Origin of the sequence: Candidatus Amarolinea dominans, from assembly GCA_016719785.1 — a bacterium.
GTDB classification, from domain to species: Bacteria; Chloroflexota; Anaerolineae; order SSC4; family Amarolineaceae; genus Amarolinea; species Amarolinea dominans.
Genome location: JADJYJ010000001.1, coordinates 60,208 through 76,375, shown reverse-complemented (window position 1 = coordinate 76,375; position 16,168 = coordinate 60,208). Strand labels below are relative to the sequence as shown.

The window sequence follows — 16,168 nt, the reverse complement described above, 5'->3', positions numbered from 1 at the left end:
CGCATCCTCGCTCTCGGCCGCGCTCAAGCCGGAGGCTTGAGTTACAGAGGGCCTTCGACAATTTCTACCGGCACCCGTGTCAACCCCAGGCTTTGCGCCGCGCGCAGGCGGTAGAGACCGTCCACCAGTGCATAGCCGAAGCGCGTGCGCCGCACTTGCAGCGGTGGTTGCACACCCTGGCGGCGGATACGTTCGATGATCCGGTTCAGCTTCTCAGGGTTCAGTATCACTCCCTGTTGGATGGCGTTCAGGTGAATCAGTCCGGGCGCCAGTTGCAGCACGTTGGCGGCCGGCCGAACCTCTGGCGCCGGCCGAGGCTCAGGTCGCGGCATCTGCAGCCACAGGTGGAAGCCGGTTTCTCGCTCGAAGGTACTCAGCAGGCGCTGACGGTTCTCGTCGTCCAACGCGGCCGCCAGCGTCACGCGGACATCGTTGTGCCGGGGGTGAATGCTCGGCCCTTTTAGCATCGTCGCCCCTTCATGCGTCAGCAGCCGCCGCGCGATCTCCAGGATGGCGTCCTGGTTCGCTTGCGGGTTGATGACGAGCTGCCAGCCGCAGCGTTGCTCCAGTTCGCTGATCTGCGCCCGGTACCGTTCACCCACCGCCGCCGAAATGAAGGAGAGCATGATCCCATTGACTGTCTTGTCGCGCAAACCCACCCGATACAGGGTGCTGTCGGCCAGCGCAGAGCGGATGGCCGCGTAGGTAGCATTGATCTCCAGCGGCTCTGATGCCTTCTCCCCGGGCTGACTGACCTGGAGCGCGGGGACACTGGCAGCCGGCGCCATCAGCGTTATCTCCAACGTATACCCGGTTGTCTCAGCATAACGGGCGCACAGCGCGGCCGTGGCGTCTGCGTCTGTCTCAGCATCAGACGTCACCGTCGCCGTTACGCGGCGCTGCTCGCGATGAATCGAAGGCCCCTTGCTCACCTTCCAGCCGGCCGGCAACACCTCACTCACCATCGTGCTCAGCGCTCCCTGGTTGGCTTCCGCCGCCACTTCAACCACCCAGCCGGACTTGTTCTCGATGTCCGTTATGATGCTGGCGAAGGCCACGCGCGCCACCTCAGGAAAATCGAACGTCAACACCAGCACCCGCTCCACCAGGCGATAGCCCGTCTTGCGCAAACGCGCCGCGGCCGGGAACTGCTGCCGGGCAAAGATCAAGGCTTGGTTCGATTCCATCGTCACCTCCTGCGCTGTGCGGGGCAGCTTATTCAACAACTGCGCAACCACGCCCGCCGGCGGCACAGGCTCCCTATCTCCATCACCAGGCCCCAGCAGGCCCAGCACATCCTCGGGCCAGGTCGTGTGCAGCTCGCTGTCATCGTTCCAGCGCGCCTGGTCCTCCGCCAGCGCGGCCACCTGCAGATGGTCCGCCGCACAGGCCAGGCAACGTACCACCGCGGCCTGCCCATCCGGCGCCTTGATCAGCAACCACTGATTGACTGCGTCCGCGTAGGTCGTCATCTGCTCACGTCGCCGCTCTTGCAGCTCTACCTGGCCGGCCGGGCGCACCCGGTAGACCTGCTCACGTTGCGCGTCAGCTACGAAATACAAACTGTCCTGCGTCAGGGCCATCGTCAGCGTCTGCAGATGCTGTGGCGCCGGATTTTCACCCCACCAGGCCTGCGCCAGCTCGTCCCGCGTCAGGTAAAATGGCGCATGAAGCGTCTCAGCGTCAGCGGCCTGCGTGATGGCTTCCCACAGCCGCCGCAGGTGCAGCGGGCGCTTCGCGCCGACGCCTCGCAGAGCCGCCGCAGTCGAAGCCGCGGCAAAACGCAACTCGTACGATTGGCCGGCCCGCGGTTGATGCACCAGACGGCCGCGGCTGCGCAGCGCATTGGCCAGGCTCAGGCGTGCGCCTGCGCTGCCATGCACCAGGAAAATCTGCGCGGGGTCAAGGGCTTCCACCAGGCTCACCAACTGCCCTTCGTCGGCATGGGCCGAAAGCGCATAAGTTCCCAGGCGGCAATGAACAACCGCACGATCCTGATCCAATTGCAGCGAGCCGTGTCCACGTGCCGCAACTTCCTGTAAGCGGCGCCCCGGCGACTCCTCATCCTGGTAGCCGGTGAGCAGGATCGCATGCTGCGCATGAGTCATCAGGCCGCGCGCATAGTGCAGCGCAGGCCCCCCGGCCAACATGCCGGAACTCGCCACAATGACCAGCGGGTCCGGCTGCCACAGCAAATCGTTGCGTTGGGCCGCGCGTTCGATGGGGCGAATGGTGTCGTTGAAGAACTGCGCGTCGCGCGCCTGCAGCGCCACCGGCAGCGTTTCAGGGAAGCTGCTATAGGCCTGACAGACCGCGCGCACCATGCCGTCGGCCCAGATGGGGATGGGCGCCAGCTCCCCGCGGCGTTGAAATTCAGCCAGCGTCAGCAGAATCTCCTGCGCGCGACCGAGCGCAAAGGCCGGAATCAGCACCTTGCCCCCGGCCCCTGTCACCTCCGTGATGGTCGTGACCAGGCGACGTTCTTCTGCCGCCCGGTTCGCATGCAGCCGACCGCCATAAGTGCTTTCCATGATGACCACATCCGGCTTGAAGGCGGGTGGCCGCGCGCCGTCCACCGTGCGCTGCGCCGAGATGGAAATGTCGCCGGTAATCAGCACCCGGCCCTCGTCGCTCTCCAGGCCGATCATCGCCGCGCCCGCGATGTGGCCGGCCGGGAAGAACGTTGCGGCCAGACCTGGCGCCAGGCTCACGCGCTGGCGAAACGTGACCGGTACGAAGGACGCCAGCAAGCGGCCGACCGCCACCTCGTCGAACAGCGGCAGCTCGCCCTCTGCATCCCGCTTTGCCAGCATGATGCGCCGGGCATCCTCATGCAGCACCCGCGTCAGCGCGATAGTCACGCCCGTCGCGTAGATCGGCGCGTGTGGATAGCGCTCACAGACCAGCTCCAGCGCGCCCGTGTGATCGGTGTGCGCATGGGTGACCAGAATGGCGTCAATGCCGCCCGCATCGTCAATCAGGCTCAGGTCCGGCAACTGATCGCCCGCCAGCTCCCAATGCGTCTTGGGTGACGGGCGGATACCGGCATCAACCAGCAGCCGCCGGCCGCCGATCTCGATCAGGATACTGCTGGCGCCCACTTCATCGGCGCCACCGAGAAATGATATTTTCATGGCCCTACCACCTAATGATGTATGCGGTTTGCGCCGCCAGTTCAGCCAACGGACGGTATTCGCTGACGCCGCCGGCCGACTGCGGCAAGGGGAGTGGGGGCAGCAGCGCCTGCGTGAGCAGTTCCACCGGAGCGCGCGCGCCAAGCAGATCACTCTGTTCCAGCATCAGCCGGTAATCGGTGATGGGGGTATCGCCCAGGACGATGAGCACGAGCACAGTTTCTTGGGCGCTGCGACGCCAGAACGCGTAGAGCTTGTTGTTACCCGCGTCGAGTTTGGTGTAATCGCCCACGCGCAGCGCCTCGTGCTCGTTGCGCAGGTGGATCAACGTGCGATAGTAGGTCAGCAGCGACGCGGGCGCGGCGCTCTCGGTTGCCACATTGCTGGTTGTGTAGTTGGGTTTGACCTCGATCCACGGCTTGCCCGTGCTGAAACCGGCGTTTTCTGCGTCCGCCCACTGCATGGGAGTGCGAATCTGCTCATCGGGTTTGGCGCCGATCATGCCAATCTCTTCGCCGTAGTACAGGAAGGGTACGCCCGGCGCGGTCAACAACAGCGCGGCGGCCACGCGCGCCTTCGCCACGTCGTCGCCCAGGACGCTCATCACCCGATTTTGGTCGTGATTGGTCAGGAAGGTGGCAAACTGGTTGGGTGGGTACGATTTCCAGACAAAGTTCTGTATCGTGCCCACCGACATGCCAAAGCCGGTGCGAGCCGTATCCACCAGCGTGCTGGCCAGATCGAACTCGAAATTCATATCGAGTTCGCCGTTCTTGACATACTCGGCCACCTCTTTGGTGCCGGTCCACACCTCACCCACCAGCAGCGCTTCCGGCTTGATCGCTTTCATCGCCGCGTCGTAGCGCTTCCACCACTGGTGGGTCTCCGGGGTACTGGCCTGTTCCTGTTCATTTTCCAGGAGGTAGCGCGCCGCGTCCAGCCGGAAGCCGTCCACGCCCATCTCCTGCAGCCAGAAGGCGCCGATCTTGTCCATCTCCGCAACCACCTCAGGGTTGCGGTAGTTGAGATCCGGCATGCCCTCCCAAAAGATGCCGTAGTAGTAGCGATCACCGAGCCGGTGCCACACCGTCTGGCTCCACGGTCCCGCATAATTTGGCCGTTCGCTCGCCCAGATGTACCAGTTTTCACGCGGTGAAGCGGGCTTCTGCGCCTCCAGGAACCAGGGGTGCTCGTTGGACGTGTGGTTGAGGACCATGTCAATCACGATGCGGATGCCCCGCCGATGGGCCTCGGCCAACAGGCGTTTGAAGTCGTCGTTGCTGCCGTAAGCCGGGTTGACCTGGTAGTAGTCGGTTACGTCATAGCCGTGGTAGCTGGGCGAAGCCATGATCGGCATCAACCACAGGCCCGTCACGCCCAGGTCACTGGTGGTGGCAGGATTGCCATCGTTGAGATAGTCCAACTTGGCGATGAGGCCGTTCAGGTCGCCAATGCCGTCGCCGTTGGCGTCATAGAAGGAGCGCACGAACAGTTCGTAGAACACCGTATTGTTCCACCAGCCCAGGCCGTCACTGGCCTGCGGCAGCCCGCTGATGGGCGCCACCGCCCCGCCGGGAGGCTCCGGGGTGGGCGTCGGTGCGACGGGGGTCTCCGTTAGCGGGGTCATGGTTGGCGCCGGCGCCGGCGTCTGCGTCTGACAGGCGCTCAGCCCAACGACCGCCAGCAGCAGGGCGCTGAACAGGATCAGCCTCGCAGCGCCGGGATGACAACACAGTCTGTTCTTGCTTTTCATGCCAACTTCTTTCTCAGTGCGACTCACCAATTCATGACCCGCAGTTGACGGTTGATTTCGACGCGATCGAAGGTGTCGGCGTCGAAATCATCCCCATACCATTCCAACATCTCTTCATATTCTGGATCTTCAGGATTAGCCATGATTTCCAGGAATCTGACATATCCCCACGGGCCGCCAATATCCTCCGGCGGGCAGGCGCGCCGGCCGGTGATGCAGACCGGGTGCCTGAATTCGGCGTCGGGCGGCAGCACTTTCTCCACCACAATGTCGTGCTCCCAGCTATCGCCAAAATCGTACTCGTATCTGATCTTGTCTTTCTCATTCGGCGCCACCTCAGTCAGGATGACGCCACGCGAATCTTGCATGTCGAGATCATCATTTTCATTTGGCAGACTGTAGCTGATGCCGTCCACCTCGAAGCAGTGCAGATGAGAATCGGTCCAGCCCATGACAACCTGAATCAGGGTATGCAGCTTGGCCAGGGTGATGTGGCCGGACACCTGCACGCGGCGCCAGATGGGGGGCTTGATGTGGCGCAGCGTGATCTTGAGTTGATAGATGGGGGCCGGCTCAGGCTGCGCACGCGGCCGGCCGCGCTGCAGCGCATGGGGCGCATAGATCTGCGCCATGTCGTCCAGGTGGGCTTGCAGGGTCGCAAAATCGAAACCTGCGTGTTGAGGCTTGACCATGTGAATACCTCTCGCAACATTTGATCGTCGCCACGGGAAAACAGGAAGGGGAATTTCTGCTCCCATTATGCCACAAGACAGCCTGACCTGAAAATAGCCGCGGTTGAGGTGATGCCGCGGCCTTGCCCTTTGGCTTACGCCGCATGATCGTGCTATGATGTGATCTGATCCTACACGCCAGGCGTCACAACAGGGAGGTTTACCATGAGCACAGAGGATGTTCCGCGGGAAGCACCGGCGTCGAGTACGGCTGGCGAGCACGACGCCTGGAGTTTTCGAGGCTACCACATGCGCGCCGGTGAATTTACGGCCGCCATGTCTCACTTCTATCGCGGCGAGTTGGGCCGTTCCAACACCTGGCGCTTACGCCTGGACACAACCACCAACTGGGCAGTGGTCACCACGGGCGCGACCCTGAGCCTGGCGTTTGGGGGAAGCGGGCTGCCCCATGCCGTCATTCTACTGGACATGATCCTGGTCGGGCTATTTTGGTGGATGGAAGCCCGCCGCTACCGCTATTATGAGCTGTGGGCGTCGCGGGTGCGCCTGATGGAGACCGACTTCTTCGCGGCGATGCTCATTCCGCCTTTTGCGCCTGGTCCCCATTGGGCCGACAAGTTAGCCAGCAGTCTGCTCACGCCTGAGTTTCCCATCACGATCCTGGAGGCGTTGGGGCGTCGCTTTCGGCGCAACTACCAGTGGATTTTCATCCTGCTGGGCCTGGCCTGGCTGGCCAATCTGGCCCTGTTTCCCGTGGCCGCAACCGATGCTGCCACCCTGGTGGCACGGGCAAGCATCGGCAGCGTGGACGGCAGCCTCGTCATGCTGAGCAGTGGACTGGCCTTTGTACTGATTTTCCTGGTGGGCTGGCTCACGCTGGGACTGCGCCAGACCACCAGCGAAGTGCTGCCGCACGGCGTTCCCCTGTTGGGCCTGGACAATGTGCCTCTGCGCCTGCACCGGCGTGAACGCCTGGCCATCATCATCACCAGTCAGGGCGATGCGGTGGCACGTGGCTTGATGGGCGATCTGCACCGCGGCGTCACCAGCCTGACGGGTACCGGCATGTTCACCGGCGAGGCGCGCCAGGTGCTCCTGTGCGCCCTCACCCCACGCCAGACCAACGAACTGCAACGCCTGGTGCGCCACATTGATCCCTCTGCCTTCATCATCATCAATCAAGTCCATGAGATCCTGGGCAAGGGTTTTGAGTCATTCACTAGAAAATAGACCATGGATCGTGCAATTCGTCAGCAGCGCGTCTATCGAGTATAATGCAGGACGATAGCGGCCAATAAGATCGGCAGGCAAGGCGCTGAGGTGGGACACAAAGACATGGATACGACGGGACACAAGACGAATGCGGTGACTCTCCAGCGCGTCCTGCGCCAGGTGGCGCATTTCTACGAAGCAGAGGTTGACTGGGAAACCCACATCGAGCGTCGCTATATCGAAGGCTTTCTGCAGATGCTGGCCAACCACGGCGCCGATGCTGAGGCGTTCGAAGCTCATTGGGAAACGATTCGGTTCCTGGTGTGGTATCTCGATCATCTTGGCCCGGAGATCAGCGGGCTGGAGACGCTGCGCGCCTATCATTTGAGCGAACTGGTCACCGATTTTACCGATCGCAAGGTGCTGGGCAGGATCGGCATCACCGAACGGGTGGCGATGGCTACGACGGTGCATGATTTCTTTGCCTACCTAACCCAAGTCGGCGGCCTGAGCGCTGCACAGGGCGCCCTGCTGATCGAGGCCCTCCGGGTCATGACCGCCACGCCAGGGCAGATCACGCGCATCGAACGGCCGGAGCCGGTGGGCGGCGAAACCTTTTCCGCGACCATCAATCGCGGCCAGGAGATCATCTACACCTACAACGATTACTGGCTCACCCTGGTCTGCCTGCGCGATTTCGACGGGCGCTGGGATGCGCTGAAAGAGGCTGCTGGGTCGGTGCCAGATCATTCCACCAAGCTGCACCTGATCGAGCGCCTGCTCAGCCTGGAACAGCAGCGCGTGGAGGGTCTGCGTAATCTGCTTGCCCTGCGCCAACCCGCCCCCGCCGAACTACAGCGCGCGCGCCGTCTCTTCCGTAAGGATCATGTCAACCTGGACCGCGCCTGGTAATTGCCGATTTTCGATTTTCGCTTATTCCCTCTCAATCAACTCGCGCAGCCGCGCCAGGTTGATGACGTCATCGGCCATGTCTTCTTCCTTGGGCGTTTCCAGGATCATCGGCAGCGCCTGAAAACGCGCATCATTCACCAGCAGGCGAAACGGCGTCAATCCGAGGAAGCCTTCGCCGATGTGAGTGTGGCGATCCACGTGACTACCCAGGTCCTTCTTAGAATCATTGAGGTGAAAGACCTTGAGCCGCGCCAGCCCCAGGGTCTTGTCGAACGCATCCCACATGCGTTGATAATCGTCGGCCTGGCGGAACTCATAGCCGGCGGCCAGGGCGTGACAGGTGTCGAAACAGATGCCCACGCGGCCCGGCGCGTCGAGCGCGGCGATGATGGTGGCTAACTGCTCGAAGCGGTAGCCCAGGTGATTGCCCTGACCGGCCGTGATTTCCAGCAGGGTCAGCGTGCGCGCCGCGGGCGTGGCCGCGTGGACGCGATCCAGCCCCTGCGCGATGCGGCGCATACCAGTCTCCTCACCGGCGCCCATGTGCGAGCCTGGGTGCAGAACGACGCCCTCGATGTCCAACTGATCGGCGCGTTCGATTTCGATCCCAAAGGCCTCGACCGATTTTTCCCACAGGTCATCGGCGGACGTGCCGAGGTTGATGAGATAGGACGCGTGCGCCACCACCGGCTTGATGCCCGTGGTACGCGCCAGTTCCTGATAGCGTGCGATCTCCGCCGCCTCCAATGGCTTACATTTCCACTGGTTTTGATTGCGCGTGAAAATCTGCATGGACGTGCAGCCGATGGATTGGCCGCGTTCGAACGCCCGGCTCACGCCGCCGGCCACAGACATATGCGCGCCAAGATTTACCATCTCAAGCTCCATCTCAAGCTCCTTTTTGCTGCCCACGCGGGCGCTTGCTGCCAAACTCAACTGAGTCGGGCCAGGGTGAAGGTCTCCACACCGGCTGCCTTGTCCTCCAGGCGCGCCAACAGAAAGAGCAGGCTGCTCAGCCGGTTGAGGTAGCGCAGCGGCTCATCGGTGCGCAGCTTGCCTTCGTGCAGCAGGCGTGCCACGATGCGCTCTGCCCGGCGGGTGATCGTGCGCGCCAGATCGAGGTGGGCGCCGGCCACGCTGTCGCCGGAAACGATGAACGCCGGCGGCAGGTCAACTGTGGATTCCAGGCGGGCGATCAAGGCTTCCAGGCATTCGGTGCTCTGCGCGTGCAGCCAGGGAGGGCGCGTGGTGGCTTCCGGCAGGGTTGCCAGGTCGGCCATCATGGCGTACAGGTCGCGTTGAATACCCAGAATCACCTCGGCGGTGTGCGGGTCTCCGACGGTGGCACGGGCCAGTCCCAGCGCGGCGGAGGCCTCATCTACGGTGCCATAGGCTTCAGGCCGAATGTCATATTTGGGCACTCGATCTCTCCCCAACAGGCCGGTATAACCTGCGTCGCCGACGCCGGTGTACAGTTTAGTGCGCGGTTTGCCCGCGGCCGTTTCTTTTTGCATCGTGATTCCTTTGTGAGCGGTTTCAACCGCCAGTGGCGCCCACGCCGAACTCGTACACCAGGCGGCCGCCCAATTCACCGGCGATCACCAGGGCTGCCAGCCCGATCAGGAGCAGGGCCAGGAGAACCCAGCGCGTCGGCGCCTGTTCCCATGGGCTGCGCGGGCGCAGCCGCAGGTAGATGGCTGCAGCAAACGCCATCGCGGTCACGAAAACTGCGCTGATGTGACTGTTGGACAGCGCCCGCGCGGGCGCATCGAGGGCAATGGCGTTCTGGTCGGCCAAACCGCTGACGACCGCCGGCAGGATGGTCAGCCAGCCGAGCAGAAGACAGGCCAGGCTGAGGCGTTCCCAGCGCATCCCTTGCCAGCCCTGCGGCCGCCAGCCATGCAGCAGGTGCAGCGCCACGCCCAGCACCAAGAGCGCCACCGGAAAATGCACCAAACGGGGATGTAGGGGTAAAGCAAAGTTCATGGATCATCCGCGTCATCTGTAGTCTGTTGTCAAATCAGCCGCTTGACCACAATCAACGTCAAATCGTCAAACTGTGGCGCCGAACCGACGAACTCACGCACGGCAGCCTTGATGGCCTCGGCGATGGCGGCCGCGCTCTGCGTCTGGTGGGCCAGCACCACGTCTTGCAGACGGGTCATCTCGAACGACTCCTCGCCCAGGTTGATGGCGTCGGTGACGCCGTCGGTATACAAAATCAGGATATCACCGGGCGCCAGGGCCACACGGTCATCTTCCAGGGCCACGATGGGGAGAATTCCCAGGATCAGGCCGTGCTTGCGCAGCAGGCGAATCTTGCCGGTGGCCGCGCTGAGCAGCAGGGGCGGGTTGTGGCCGGCATTGGCAAAGAGCAAATCGTGCTGCACGGGGTCCAGCACACCGTACCAAAGGGTGATGAACATGTCCGAGCGGCTGTTTTCCAGCAGCAGCTCGTTGACTCGCCGCAGCACGCGCGCCGGTGAGCGCCGGTCGGCCGCGATGACGCGCATCAGGATGCGGGCCAGGGCCATGAAGAGCGCGGCCGGCACGCCTTTGTCTGACACATCGGCAATGACTAGCCCCAAACGCCGCGCGGTCAGGGGAATGAAGTCAAAGAAATCGCCGGCCACTTCGCGTGCGGCCAGCCACACATGCGCAATGTCATAGCCTGGCAGTGACGGGCTGGCCTCCGGCAGGAAACTGGCCTGAATTTCGTGCGCGACGCGCAACTCCTCACCCATGCGCGCACGCTCGGTCTCTTGCAGGGCCAGGCGGGCGCTCTCGATGGCCACGGCCAACTGGCTGGCGACGCCGCGCACCATTTCTACCTGACGGCTGCTGAAAATGTGCGGCGCATCCACCTCATCCACCAGCAGGACGCCCAGGACTTCATTCTGTACGATGAGCGGAACGCCCAGGATGGCCTGCATGCCGTAGCGACGCACGATCTCCGGCGGCACCAGGTCGTCCGCGCTGACATCTTCCACCCACAAGGGCCGGCGCTCGCGACAGACTTGATCGAGCAGCGGAAAATCGCGCGCCGCCACCCGCAGCCCCGTTTGCACCGGCTTGACATGCCGGGCCGATGGCTGGCATTGGCTGGCAAGCACTTCATAGGTTGCCTGTTCATGGTCCAAAATCATCACCGTGCAGCGATCAACCCCGGCCAGCGATGGCGTCAGGCGGGCCACGGTATTGGCCATCTCCGGCACACGGTACGGTCGCGCCATCGCGTTGGCCACATCGAGCAGGGCGCTGGAAATGGCCGCTTCATCTTTGGCCGCCTGGTAAAGGCGTGTATCCTCAATCGCCACGGCGATTTGATCGGCCAGCGCCGTCAAGATGAACAAGTCTTCGGAGGTGAACGCGTTCAGTTCACGCGCCTGCACGTCGAGCACACCGAGCACTCGATCCTCGACCATCAACGGCACCCCTAATTCGGCCTGCGTATCAGGCAGGAGGCGCGGGTCGTCTGGAAAGTAGCGCGACTCCAGCGAGACATCGTTGGCCAGCAAGGGTTGTCCATGCTGCGCCACCCAGCCGATGATGCCTTCGCTGCCGATGCGCACGAAACGGCCATGGCGCAGCCACATCTTGTTGAGGTTGTGACCGCTGCTGGCGCGGAAATAGGCGCGTCCGGTGCCCTGGGCCACCACGAAAATCTGGACGTGATAGTAGCCGAAGCGGTCACGAATCAGCTCCACGACCTGGTTGAGGAGCTGGTCCAGGTCGAGGATGGCGGCCACCTTGCGGCTGACTTGCGCCACGGTTTGCAGTTGGCGCGCCCGGCGTTCGACCACCTGGTAGAGCCGGGCATTGACCAGGGCCACGCCGGCCTGATTGGCGATGATGAAGAGGATGCGCAGGCCTTCTTCGCTGAAGGCGCCCGGTTCATCGCTCTGCACGGCCAAACTGCCAATGGCCTGTTCACCGGCAAGGATGGGGACAAAGACGGCCGAGCGCGGGGGGTGTTCATCGTCGTAGCGCGGGCGCGCGGGGAGGTCTTGCATCTCAGTCTCGAAATCGTGGACGAGCAGGGGCTGACGGTTGCGACGCAGCCAACCCACGATGCCATCGTTGGCGCCGCCGACAAAGCGGGCGCCGGGCAGGCGTTGACCGTGGCGCATCCAGACCTTGATGACAAAGTCGTCCCTATCGAACAGGCCCAGGTGAAAGCTGGAGGCGTCCATCAGGCGGGTTGCATGTTGGAAGATCAACTCACACAGTTGGTCTTCGTCCATGCGCGCCTGCACGATGGCTTGACCGGCCTCGGCCAGGGCGCGCAATTCGTCGAGATGGAGCGGCGCCCGTCCCACAGGCGGCAAAGCATCGCGGTTGACCGATGGCATGTCGGCCATGTGCTAGGTGTCCTCGGGCGCAGAAATCGGTACCACCTGGCGTTTGATCATCGTCAGGTGGTTGCCAAACTGCGTATCGAAGCGGTATTCGACGACATCCATGAGCTTGCGCATGAGGTGGATACCCAGGCCACCGACAGGTGTGTTAGCCCGCCGGCGTAGATGATGGAGGGGGCGCGCAATGGGAGGCTCGAACGGGCGTCCCTGGTCTTGAATCTGGATGATGAAGTCTGCCTGGCGTACGGAACAGGCGATGTGCAGAGGACCGGCCGCGTCGCGATAGGCATGTTCGATCACGTTGTTGCACGCTTCGTCGCAGGCCAACTCGATGGCGAAGAGGGCGTCATCGTTCAGGCCGGCAGCGCGGCCAGCGTTACGCACAAACTGGGCGATCAGCGGCAGGTTATGCAGGTCGCTTGCAATCGTCAATTGCCAGTCATTGTTCATGGGCATCAGCGTTGCGGCAAAGGTCCGTGCGCCGAACGCGATGGCGCGCGGCGCACAGCACAGCAGGCTGTGGGCATATTAGAAGCTGCCAACCGCTTCGACGTTGCTGCTGAACTGGGCGAAGTGATCGTTCAGGCCAGTCAGGTCGAGCACCTCGCTGATGCGGGGCGGCACATTGGCCAGGCGCAGGTCGCCGCGGTTGAAACGGCGCACGGTTTTCCAGGTGCTGACCAGGACGCGGATGCCGGCGCTGCTCAAGAAGGTGACGCCGCCGATGTCCAGCACAAGACGATAGTGGCCTGAGTCCATGAGCGCTTTCAACGCCTGTTCCATTTCAGGCGCCGAACTACCATCAATCCGGCCGTTGATGTTGACAAGGACACAACGCTTTAATTCTGATGACGTGATTTCCATGGATACGCATCCTCCTGTGGCAAATGAGTACGGATCGAACGCGGAAATTATACCACAGGGTCAGGGTTCGCAAAAGTACCAGTTCGGAGAGCGTCACATCTGTTTGGCGTGCAGGCAAAAAAGAAAGAGCTGCCGATCAATCGGCAGCTCTTTTTCAATCAACGGAACAGGGGCTTCGGATCCAGGCTTAGCGGCTGTAGCCGTTGTAGGCAGCGAGCTTGCTCAGGCCCCACAGGTTTTCCACCACGACGGCCAGCGGCTGGTTGGAGCTGATATGCACACCGCCGGACCAGTTGCCACCGAGGTTGATGGGAGCGTCGGTGCGCAGGTTGAAGTTGTAGGACTTCTCACCGGCGATGCTGATGTTCTGCGTAGCCGCGTTGACGACGGTGCCGTCACGGTTGATGAAACGAACCTGCACGGTTGCGCTGTTGCCAGAAACGTTCTGCAGACGCAGCAGGGACCAGAGGGTGCGGGCATCGCCGCTGCCGCCAATCTGGTACACTTCGGGCAGGAAGGTGTTGCTGCCGGCGTTGGACGCATCGGCGCCGGTGTAGGCGCCCGCTTCGTTGTCACGTGGGCGGATGGAGTAGGAGATGGCCGCCACGTCCTGCGTGGTGGATTCGACGATGACCGAACCGACCCAGGCAGCGCCCAGGGTGTTGTAAGTGGCGGCTGCGGTACAACCAGCGCCACCGGAGCGGGTGTTACAACCAACGGCAACGCCAGGGCCGAGCGTGATGGGGCCGAGGGTCAGGTCAATGTTCTGGGTATCTTTGTTGATGTACTTGAGTGTGACCTGTGTGTTGCTGGATCCCAGGTTCTGCACGATGGTCACGCTGAAGCCCAGCCAACCAGCATCAGTGTTCGGGTTGGTATAGCGGCGCTCGACCGAGGGCACGAACAACTTGCGGGCGCCGCGGCTGGCCGCATTGAAGGCCACGTTGTAGCGGGGCCAGAAGTTATTGGCCACGGCTGCAATTTTCTGGTCAGCGCTGGCTGTTTCGATCACGAGCGCGCCGGTCCAGTTGCCATTGGTCTGGAAGTAGGGGATATTGCCCCACACCGGAACCTTGGCGCCGGGCACGTGCAGGTCGTACATCTTCTGGCCGTTGGGCGGAATCGAATCGGTGATGGTGGCATCGAGATTGCCGGCGCGGTTGTAGTACTTCATGGTGATGTTGGCCGTCGTCGCGCTTTCGGTATTCTGCACGGAGATGACGGTGTATTGGGCGTTCGGCGCATAGACGGCAAAGGGCACGTTCATGCGGTTGGAGCCGCTGGCAAAACCGGAGTACGAATCGGCTTCGACGCCGTCACCTGCGGAGCCACCGCTCCACTGAATGGTGGCCGTCGCGGCCAGTTCGGTGCTGGCCGAAAGAACCATGGCGCCCACCCAATTGTCCGGCAAGCCAGAGTCAGCGGCGCGGAACTGATAGGAACCGAGCGCATTGACATTTTGCTGCCGCGTGTTGGAAAGGGTGCCGGCCTGGCTGTAATACTGCGCCAGAACGGTGGCTGCACCGCCGCCCGCAGTGTCGGCGTTCATGACGGTGACGTCGGCGCTGCCCGAACCGGGGTTGGGATCGGCCGCAAAGGCTGGCGTCGCCACCAGGGCCAGGGTCAGAATCAGGCTAAAGAACATGAGCAATCGAGAGCGTTTCATTGATTATTTTCCTCCAGGACAACTATGTGCGCAACATGGTGAAAGGTCTTGCGCTTACAGTGTCCAAAATAACACAATCGGTCGGGGATAGCAATACTTCGTTTGGGTAGTCCTGCGGCACAAGCCCCTCAGTAGGCGCCGTGACCGCGCAAAATAACCCCAATGGTACGCCAGAGAATCTGCAAATCAAGCAATGGCGAGTAGTTGCGGATGTAGTACAGGTCGTCCTCCGTGTGCAGGTGCATCAGCTTGTCGCTGCGGCCGTTGATCTGCCACCAGCCGGTCATCCCCGGCGGGACGGCGAAGCGCTGGCGCTGCCAACGTTCATAGCGCTCCACCAGGAAGGGCAGTTCGGGGCGCGGGCCTACCAGGCTCATGTCGCCCTTGAGCACGTTGAACAACTGGGGCAGCTCGTCCAGGCTGGTGCGGCGAATGAAGTGGCCCACACGCGTAATGCGTGGATCATCGGCGGTCTTGTGTAAGACGGCTCCGGCGTCCGTGGTTTTGAGCACTTCGGCCTGGCGTTTCTCAGCGTCCACGACCATCGAGCGGAATTTAATCATGGTGAACAGACGCGCATTTTCGCCGACACGCGACTGCTTGAAGAAGACCGGACCAGGTGAATCGAGCTTGACAGCCACCGCCAGCAGCAGCATGAACGGCCAGATGACCAGGAGGCCGAGTGTGGCGATCAGCAGGTCGAAGAAACGCTTGATCGTGCGGTTGTAGCCGTCAATGGCAGGGTCGCGCAGACCGATCAGCGGGATGCCGCCGAAGTCCTCGATAGTGGCGCGGAAAATCGCCAGGTCGAAGAAATCGGGCACCACGCGCACCCGCACCGGCAGCGTTTGCAGGGCCAGGACCAGGTCCTCCAACGGGCCGTGGGCGCGCAACGGCAGCGCGAGGATGACCTCATCAATGCGCTGACTCTGCACCAGGCGGTTAGCGGCCGTCAATGGCCCCAGCACCGGCGCGCCCTCACGCATGCTGACCTGCTTGGCCGGGTCGTCATCGAGATAGCCGATGAGGGTCAGGCCGGTCCAGCTTTGAGCCTGTATTTCTTGCGCCACCTGGCAGCCCACCTTGCCGGCGCCCACGATCAGCACGCGCACTTCCTGCATGCGCCGCGCCCCGGCCAGGCGAAAACCGACGCGTAAGGTGATGCGCAACATGAGCAGGAAGAAGACGTCGAGTACGACAAAGTAGACAAACAGCAGGCGTGGCACATCGCGATAGGTGAGGTAGAGCAGACCGGCCAGCACCAGGTTCGACATGGCGACAGCCGCGGTCACCATCTGGGCCTCGTCCAAGAAGCGCAGCAAACGCCGCCGGTCGTAGACAGAGAACAGCACAAAATTGATTCCCCAGATGATTACGGCAGCCGCGTAGACCAACAGAGGCAGCATGACCATTTTTTCGGTCAGGAGCACCCCGTAGGGTAGAATCAGGCGAGCCTGGCTGGCAAGAAACAACGAAATGCAGGTCAAAATCAGGTCCGCAGCGGCGAGGAACAGGACATAGTTCGATTGATAGTATCTACGCATAGTGTCTCCATGTAACAAACGGATTTGTGAAAA

13 protein-coding genes are annotated in these 16,168 nt (G+C 62.3%); 2 read left to right on the top strand and 11 right to left on the bottom strand.

The features are described 5' to 3' along the window. Positions 1-41: 41 nt before the first annotated feature. Genes IPM84_00345 through IPM84_00335 form a run of 3 tightly spaced genes read right to left on the bottom strand, consistent with a single transcriptional unit; the run spans position 42 to position 5,519 of the window. The gene (locus IPM84_00345) at positions 42-3,134 is read right to left on the bottom strand and encodes an MBL fold metallo-hydrolase (protein ID MBK9091247.1); all 3,093 of its coding nucleotides are present in this window, start codon (positions 3,132-3,134) and stop codon (positions 42-44) included. A gap of 4 nt (positions 3,135-3,138) precedes the next feature. Then, positions 3,139-4,887 (bottom strand): DUF3459 domain-containing protein, encoded by a 1,749-nt coding sequence (locus tag IPM84_00340; protein MBK9091246.1) that lies wholly within the window; start codon positions 4,885-4,887, stop codon positions 3,139-3,141. 23 nt (positions 4,888-4,910) lie between these two features. Continuing rightward, a complete protein-coding gene (locus tag IPM84_00335) occupies positions 4,911-5,519 on the bottom strand; it encodes a plasmid pRiA4b ORF-3 family protein (GenBank protein MBK9091245.1) in 609 nt (202 codons plus the stop codon). Positions 5,520-5,783: 264 nt separating this feature from the next. Here IPM84_00335 and IPM84_00330 point away from each other — a divergent pair, with 264 nt between their 5' ends. Together IPM84_00330 and IPM84_00325 are read left to right on the top strand one after the other, a co-directional pair. Then, complete coding sequence (locus tag IPM84_00330) at positions 5,784-6,809, top strand: DUF2270 domain-containing protein (GenBank protein ID MBK9091244.1); 1,026 nt, start codon at positions 5,784-5,786, stop codon at positions 6,807-6,809. Between the two features lie 105 nt (positions 6,810-6,914). Continuing rightward, positions 6,915-7,703, top strand: a complete 789-nt coding sequence (locus tag IPM84_00325; protein ID MBK9091243.1) for a hypothetical protein — start codon at positions 6,915-6,917, stop codon at positions 7,701-7,703. Positions 7,704-7,724: 21 nt separating this feature from the next. Here IPM84_00325 and IPM84_00320 read toward each other — a convergent pair whose 3' ends face one another. From IPM84_00320 to IPM84_00285, 8 genes are all read right to left on the bottom strand, one after another. Beyond that, a complete protein-coding gene (locus IPM84_00320) occupies positions 7,725-8,579 on the bottom strand; it encodes a deoxyribonuclease IV (protein ID MBK9091242.1) in 855 nt (284 codons plus the stop codon). A gap of 56 nt (positions 8,580-8,635) precedes the next feature. After that, the gene (locus tag IPM84_00315; GenBank protein ID MBK9091241.1) at positions 8,636-9,217 is read right to left on the bottom strand and encodes a cob(I)yrinic acid a,c-diamide adenosyltransferase; all 582 of its coding nucleotides are present in this window, start codon (positions 9,215-9,217) and stop codon (positions 8,636-8,638) included. 22 nt (positions 9,218-9,239) lie between these two features. Next, positions 9,240-9,689 carry a DUF2231 domain-containing protein gene (locus tag IPM84_00310; GenBank protein MBK9091240.1) on the bottom strand — a complete coding sequence of 150 codons (450 nt, stop codon included), beginning with the start codon at positions 9,687-9,689 and terminating at the stop codon, positions 9,240-9,242. Between the two features lie 29 nt (positions 9,690-9,718). Then, positions 9,719-12,064, bottom strand: coding sequence for a SpoIIE family protein phosphatase (locus IPM84_00305; protein MBK9091239.1), 2,346 nt, complete (start codon positions 12,062-12,064; stop codon positions 9,719-9,721). A 3-nt stretch (positions 12,065-12,067) separates the two neighbouring features. Continuing rightward, positions 12,068-12,511, bottom strand: a complete 444-nt coding sequence (locus IPM84_00300; GenBank protein MBK9091238.1) for an ATP-binding protein — start codon at positions 12,509-12,511, stop codon at positions 12,068-12,070. Positions 12,512-12,589: 78 nt separating this feature from the next. After that, the gene (locus IPM84_00295; protein ID MBK9091237.1) at positions 12,590-12,925 is read right to left on the bottom strand and encodes an STAS domain-containing protein; all 336 of its coding nucleotides are present in this window, start codon (positions 12,923-12,925) and stop codon (positions 12,590-12,592) included. 187 nt (positions 12,926-13,112) lie between these two features. Next, positions 13,113-14,591, bottom strand: coding sequence for a hypothetical protein (locus IPM84_00290; protein MBK9091236.1), 1,479 nt, complete (start codon positions 14,589-14,591; stop codon positions 13,113-13,115). Between the two features lie 128 nt (positions 14,592-14,719). Continuing rightward, the gene (locus tag IPM84_00285; GenBank protein MBK9091235.1) at positions 14,720-16,135 is read right to left on the bottom strand and encodes a sugar transferase; all 1,416 of its coding nucleotides are present in this window, start codon (positions 16,133-16,135) and stop codon (positions 14,720-14,722) included. Positions 16,136-16,168 lie beyond the last annotated feature (33 nt).

What these genes read in the sequence shown, in the direction of transcription:
- IPM84_00345 (MBK9091247.1), bottom strand. Translation starts at nt 3,134, where the DNA reads ATGAAAATATCATTTCTCGGTGGCGCCGATGAAGTGGGCGCCAGCAGT.
- IPM84_00305 (MBK9091239.1), bottom strand. Translation starts at nt 12,064, where the DNA reads ATGGCCGACATGCCATCGGTCAACCGCGATGCTTTGCCGCCTGTGGGA.
- IPM84_00335 (MBK9091245.1), bottom strand. Translation starts at nt 5,519, where the DNA reads ATGGCGCAGATCTATGCGCCCCATGCGCTGCAGCGCGGCCGGCCGCGT.
- IPM84_00285 (MBK9091235.1), bottom strand. Translation starts at nt 16,135, where the DNA reads ATGCGTAGATACTATCAATCGAACTATGTCCTGTTCCTCGCCGCTGCG.
- IPM84_00310 (MBK9091240.1), bottom strand. Translation starts at nt 9,689, where the DNA reads ATGAACTTTGCTTTACCCCTACATCCCCGTTTGGTGCATTTTCCGGTG.
- IPM84_00290 (MBK9091236.1), bottom strand. Translation starts at nt 14,591, where the DNA reads ATGAAACGCTCTCGATTGCTCATGTTCTTTAGCCTGATTCTGACCCTG.
- IPM84_00330 (MBK9091244.1), top strand. Translation starts at nt 5,784, where the DNA reads ATGAGCACAGAGGATGTTCCGCGGGAAGCACCGGCGTCGAGTACGGCT.
- IPM84_00340 (MBK9091246.1), bottom strand. Translation starts at nt 4,887, where the DNA reads ATGAAAAGCAAGAACAGACTGTGTTGTCATCCCGGCGCTGCGAGGCTG.
- IPM84_00300 (MBK9091238.1), bottom strand. Translation starts at nt 12,511, where the DNA reads ATGAACAATGACTGGCAATTGACGATTGCAAGCGACCTGCATAACCTG.
- IPM84_00295 (MBK9091237.1), bottom strand. Translation starts at nt 12,925, where the DNA reads ATGGAAATCACGTCATCAGAATTAAAGCGTTGTGTCCTTGTCAACATC.
- IPM84_00320 (MBK9091242.1), bottom strand. Translation starts at nt 8,579, where the DNA reads ATGGTAAATCTTGGCGCGCATATGTCTGTGGCCGGCGGCGTGAGCCGG.
- IPM84_00325 (MBK9091243.1), top strand. Translation starts at nt 6,915, where the DNA reads ATGGATACGACGGGACACAAGACGAATGCGGTGACTCTCCAGCGCGTC.
- IPM84_00315 (MBK9091241.1), bottom strand. Translation starts at nt 9,217, where the DNA reads ATGCAAAAAGAAACGGCCGCGGGCAAACCGCGCACTAAACTGTACACC.